4 protein-coding genes are annotated in these 5,790 nt (G+C 70.8%); 3 read left to right on the forward strand and 1 reads right to left on the reverse strand.

The window, feature by feature from the left end; translation table 11 throughout:
- The first annotated feature begins 1 nt into the window (after position 1).
- Together ispH and hpnH are read left to right on the forward strand one after the other, a co-directional pair.
- The gene (gene ispH, locus G6R24_RS17460) at positions 2–1,723 is read left to right on the forward strand and encodes a 4-hydroxy-3-methylbut-2-enyl diphosphate reductase (RefSeq protein WP_476727359.1); all 1,722 of its coding nucleotides are present in this window, start codon (positions 2–4) and stop codon (positions 1,721–1,723) included.
- 559 nt (positions 1,724–2,282) lie between these two features.
- Complete coding sequence (gene hpnH, locus G6R24_RS17465) at positions 2,283–3,287, forward strand: adenosyl-hopene transferase HpnH (RefSeq protein WP_163550287.1); 1,005 nt, start codon at positions 2,283–2,285, stop codon at positions 3,285–3,287.
- 271 nt (positions 3,288–3,558) lie between these two features.
- Here hpnH and G6R24_RS17470 read toward each other — a convergent pair whose 3' ends face one another.
- Positions 3,559–4,248 (reverse strand): TetR/AcrR family transcriptional regulator, encoded by a 690-nt coding sequence (locus tag G6R24_RS17470; protein ID WP_163550288.1) that lies wholly within the window; start codon positions 4,246–4,248, stop codon positions 3,559–3,561.
- A 327-nt stretch (positions 4,249–4,575) separates the two neighbouring features.
- Here G6R24_RS17470 and G6R24_RS17475 point away from each other — a divergent pair.
- On the forward strand, positions 4,576–5,790 hold a 1,215-nt coding region (locus G6R24_RS17475), incomplete at its 3' end, for a glycosyltransferase (RefSeq protein ID WP_163550289.1).

Consider the following 5,790-nt stretch of genomic DNA (forward strand, 5'->3'; position numbering starts at 1 on the left):
CATCCCGGCCGTCACCATCCCGGCCGTCACCATCCCGGCCGTCACCATCCCGGCCGTCACCACCCAGGCCGTCACCACCCCGGCCGTCACCAGTTCAGCCGCGACCACCCCGGCCGCCGCCTCCGCGGTGGCGGGGACGTCCGGCGGTGCGAGCCGGCCGGGACGACTCGTCGTCGCGACCGCGCTGCGGTTCGAGGCGATGGCGGCCGGCCGCTCCGGGCTGCCCTCCGACACGATCATGATCCGGACGGGTATGGGCCCCGACAAGGCCCGCCAGGCCGCCCGGGTGGTCCGCGAGGCACGACCCGACGCGGTCGCCATCGTCGGCCTCTCCGGCGGGCTCGCCCCCGGGGTGAAACCCGGACACATCGTCGTGGCGCAGGAGGTCCGCTCGTCCGACGGGACCGTCACCCCGTGCGCCTCGGCTCCGCTGCTGGCCGGTGACCTGCGCCGACTCGGCTTCACCGTGCATATCGGCCCGATCATCACCGTGCCCAGGGTGGCCCACGGCAGCGAGCGGACCCGGCTCGCCGCCACCGGCGCCATCGCCGTCGACATGGAGAGCGCGCCGATCGCCGAGGGCAGCGGGGACGTGCCGTTCGCGGCCGTCCGCGTCATCGTCGACACCATGGACGAGCCGCTGGGTCGGCTCGACCTGGTCCGCCGCGGTGTGCGGGGGCTGCTCACGATGAGCCGGCTCGGTACGCCGCTGGCCGCGTGGGCCGCGGCGGTCGGTCGGCGCACGGTGCTGCTGGCCGAGCCGCGGGCGTTCTGCGCCGGGGTCGAGCGGGCGATCGAGGTCGTCGAGCGCGCCCTGGACCTGCACGGCGCGCCCGTCTACGTCCGCAAGCAGATCGTGCACAACTCCCATGTCGTCGCGGACCTCGCCGCCCGCGGCGCGGTGTTCGTCGAGGAACTCGACGAGGTGCCCGCCGGCGCCACCGTGGTCTTCTCCGCGCACGGCGTCGCCCCCGCGGTGTGGGATCAGGCGGACGGGCGCGAGCTGTCCGTCATCGACGCCACCTGCCCGCTGGTCGAGAAGGTGCACGCGGAGGCGCGCCGGTTCACCGCCCGCGGGGACACCGTCCTGCTCATCGGTCACGCCGGCCACGAGGAGGTCGACGGCACCCTCGGGGAGTCGCCCGGGCGGATCCAGCTCGTCCAGTCGCCGGCCGAGGTCGCCGACCTCGAGGTCGGCGACCCGGAACGGGTCACCTACCTGATGCAGACGACCCTCGCGCTGGACGAGGCGTCCGAGATCGTCGACGCGTTGCGGGAACGCTTCCCGGCGATCGTCGGCCCCGGATCGGCCGACATCTGCTACGCGACGTCCAACCGGCAGAGCGCCGTGCGCAAGGTCGCCCAGGAGGCGCAGCTCGTGCTGGTCGTCGGCTCGGCGAACAGCGCGAACTCGGTGCGCCTCGTCGAGGTCAGCAACCGCGACGGTGTCTCCTCCCACCTGGTGGAGAACGTCGGTGACGTGCGGCTGTCCTGGCTCGCCGGGGTGGAGACGGTCGGCATCTCGGCCGGGGCGTCCGCACCGCCGGCGCTGGTCGAGGAACTGACCGCGGCGCTGTCGGGCCTCGGCCCGACCGATGTCACGGTCCGTTCCGTCGGCCAGGAGTCGATCTCCTTCCATCTGCCCAAGGAGCTGCGTCGGGTCGCGGGGAACTCCTCGCCGGCACCGCTGTCGCGGCCGGCCGCCTCGCGGGCCACGTCCTAGCGTCGGGTTCCCCGGGCCCGCCAGGTAGTCGGCGGGCCCGGGGATTCGTCTGTCCCGGGCCGCCTTCGGGGCCGACCCTGCTGTCCGCACCTGGCGATCTCGACGCCTGGTCCACCTCACCCACCCGCCGCGCGACCGGGACCGGGACCGCGATTCCTGTCCCGGTCCGGCGGACACGTGGAGTGTCGTCCGGGCGGTGGGCCGTCCTCGAGTCGCGCGTGGGCATTGATTGTGTCACTCTCGGTGACAGAAATGGTCTTGGTGGCGTCGGGCGTACGGGCGCCACCGAGGAGACCCGGCCGAAACGGAAGCGCTCCTGACACGTCCGACGAGACGTCGAAGTAGCCGTTTCCGGCCTGGGTGGCACGCGGCACATTCGGTCCCTGAATTGCCCCTGACCTGGCGAGATGCTGTCTGATTCCGCCCAGATGGGGGGCAGGGGATCCGGGTGTGCGGCACTTCATCGAGCGATCGACATGCAGGCTGTACGTACAGGCTGTATGGTCAGTGCAGCGATCATCGGTCATTAACCGGAGACCAAAGAGAGGGGAGCTACGCCGTGGCGGTCGAGTGGCGGTACCAGCTCCGTGTAGGTACCTATCTGGCGAAGCAGAAACTGCTGCGTCGCAAGCACTTCCCGCTCGTGCTGGAGCTGGAGCCACTGTTTGCCTGCAACCTGTCCTGCACGGGTTGTGGGAAGATCCAGCACCCGGCGTCCGTCCTGAAGCAGCGCATGAGCGTCGACGACGCTCTCGCCGCTGTGAAGGAGTGCGGCGCTCCGGTTGTTGCGATCGCGGGCGGTGAACCACTCATGCACCCGCAGATTCACGAGATCGTGAACGAGCTTACCAAGCGTAAGAAGTTCGTGATCCTCTGCACGAACGGGCTTCTTCTGCAGAAGAAGCTGAAGAACTTCACCCCGTCGCCCTACTTCACCTTCGTCCTGCACATCGACGGGCTGCGCGAGCGGCACGACGCGGTGGTGGAGAAGGAGGGCACCTTCGACGAGTGTGTCCGGGCGTTCCACGCGGCGAAGGCCGCGGGCTTCCGGGTCGGCACGAACTCGACCTTCTTCAACAATGACAGCCCCCAGGACGTCATCGACATCCTGACCTTCCTCAACGACGACCTCAAGGTCGACCAGATCCAGCTCTCCCCGGGCTACGCGTACGAGAAGGCTCCCGACCAGGAGCACTTCCTCGCGGTCCAGGAGACCCGGGAGATGTTCGCCAAGGTCTTCGCCGAGGGGCGGCGCAAGAAGTTCCGGCTGAACCACTCGCCGGTGTTCCTTGACTTCCTGGAAGGGAAGAAGGAGCTCGCCTGCACCGCGTGGGGCATCCCGAGCTACTCGCTGTTCGGTTGGCAGAAGCCCTGCTACCTGATGAGCGACGGGTACGTCTCCTCGTACAAGGAGCTCGTGGAGACCACCGACTGGGACTCCTACGGTCGCGGCAAGGACCCGCGCTGCGCGAACTGCATGGCGCACTGCGGGTACGAGACGTCCGCCGTGCTCGCCACGATCGGCTCGCTCAAGGAGTCGATCCGCGCCGTGCGCGAGGCCTGAGCCCCTCGTCCGACCCGGTGACACAGCACCACAGCACCGTCGCAACACAGGCAACACAGGCACCACCGCGCTGCCCCGGCGCCACCGCGATGTTCCTGCGGTGACGCGGCAGCGCACAATATGAGCGGCGCCGTCCCGACCGGATCCCTTCCCGGCCGGGGCGGCGTTCGTGCGTGTGGGGCCGATATCGCGGACGTCGCGGGTATCGACGTTCGTCCTCGGCGGGGCGGGGGGATACGCGGCCGGGAAGGACCGGCATCCCCCGCGGGGATCAGCGCGGACGGCTGCCCGGTTCGGCGCCGACCGAGGGCTGGGCGCTGAGATCGCCGCCGCGGCTGAGGCCGCGCATCAGCCGGTCGAGCACGATGCCGATCTCGACCCGGGCCGCGTCCGGATCGGCCGCCCGCCCGGTGTAGATGCTCGCCTCGGAAAGCAGGGCGGCGACCAGACGGGTCAGCGGGGCGACCGGCAACTGGTCGATACCCTCCTCGGACATGGCCCGTTGCAGCCATTCGGACAGCAGCCGATAGCCGTGCCGTTCGACCAGGGCATCCCAGGCCTCGCTGCCGAGCACGGCCGGACCATCCACCAGGACGATGCGTTGGAAGTCGCTGTCCGCGGTGGAGATGTCCAGCAGGGACTGGAAACCGGTGCGTAGCTGGGTCCAGGCGTCACTGGGGAGTTGCGCGTCGCGGGCCAGTTCGCCGGCCACGAGTTTCTCGGCCACCTCGGTGGCGACCTGTTCCATGACGGTGCGAAACAGGTCGGCCTTGTCGCGAAAGTGGTGGTAGAGCGCGCCGCGGGTCACCTGGGCGTCGGCGACGATCTCCTCGGTTCCGGTGGCGGCGAACCCCTGCTCGGCGAACCGACGGCGGGCGGCGGCGACGAGCGCCGCACGGGTGTCAGTCGTCTGTTCGGAACGGCGGGTCACCCCCCGATTATGGTGCAGCCGCTGGCCCATGCGGGGGTTGAAGGGGGTGTGGTGTCCGTCGGTGGGCCGGGGGTTCCCAACGTGTGGGTTCGCCGGGCACCGAGGTGCCCGCTTACGCTGCCTGGCCGGGTCATCCCGCCCGTGCGCCGGGTCGGCGATCCTGGCCCACCGGTCCGGGCGCGAACGGGTTGCCTCTGGCCGGGTGGGGATGCATTCTCGCAGGTCAGCGGCATTGTTGGCGGTGGTGAGCCGGACGGGGCGCCACCGCGGGCGGTACCCGACGAGCGGACGGTTCTTTACACACAATTACCCCGGTCGCCCGACTGGAGTTCGACCTTCGTGGCAGTCTTACTCTCTGTGACTGTACTCCAGTGGATAGCCCTCGCCTCGTTGCTCGCCTGGCTGTACCTGGCCGTCGGTCATGGCACCTTCTGGCGGACCGACCAGCGGCTGCCGCGGTGCCAGGCCCCGGCGAGCTGGCCGAGCGTCGCGATCGTCATCCCGGCCCGGGACGAGGCGGACATACTGCCCGTGACCCTGCCGAGCCTGCTCACCCAGGACTACCCCGGTCCGGTCCGGCTCATCCTCGTCGACGACGGTTCGACGGACGGCACCCCCGAGGTCGCCCGCGCCCTCGCCGAACAGGCGGCGCAGCGCGGCGGCTCGAACGTGACGGCGGCCGTGACCGCGTCGACCGAACCACCCCCCGGCTGGACGGGGAAGCTCTGGGCGCTGCGCCGGGGCATCGAATGCGCCGGGGACGTCGAGTTCCTGCTGCTCACCGATGCCGACATCGCCCACGACCCGGGGTCGCTGACGGCGCTGGTCGCCTCCGCCCGCACCCAGCGCCTCGACATGGTCTCCCAGATGGCGGTGCTGCGCGCCGACACGTTCTGGGAGCGGATCATCGTCCCCGCGTTCGTCTACTTCTTCGCGATGCTCTACCCGTTCCGGTGGTCGAACCGGTCGACGTCCCGGGTGGCGGCGGCCGCCGGTGGCTGCTCGCTGGTGCGCCGTGAGGCCCTGATCCGCGCGGGCGGGCTCGCCGAGGTGCGCGGCGCGGTCATCGACGACGTGGCCATCGCCCGGATCCTCAAGCGTTCCGGCGGACGGACCTGGCTCGGCCTCGCCGACCAGGTGCACAGCCGCCGCCCGTACCCGCGCCTGGCCGACCTGTGGAAGATGGTCTCCCGCTCCGCCTACGCCCAGCTGCGGCACTCGCCGCTCCTGCTGGTCGGCACGGTGCTGGGGCTGATCCTGGTGTTCCTGGTGCCGGTGGTCGCCACCGTCGCCGGGATCGCCGCCGGGGACGTCACGGTCGCCCTGATCGGCGCCGTCACCTGGCTGATCATGACGTTGACCTACGTCCCGATGATCCGCTACTACCGGCAGCCGCTGGCGTCCGCGCTGTTGCTGCCCGGGGCCGCGGCGCTGTACCTGGCGATGGCGGTCGACTCCGCGCGGCTCAAGCGGGCCGGCCGCGGCGCCGCCTGGAAGGGCCGTACCTACGACGGCCACGGCACCCCCGAGCGGCGCGGCCTCGGCACGACCACCCTCGCGCCCCATGTCGCC

The organism is Candidatus Frankia nodulisporulans (assembly GCF_902806475.1).
Lineage (GTDB): Bacteria > Actinomycetota > Actinomycetes > Frankiales > Frankiaceae > Frankia > Frankia umida.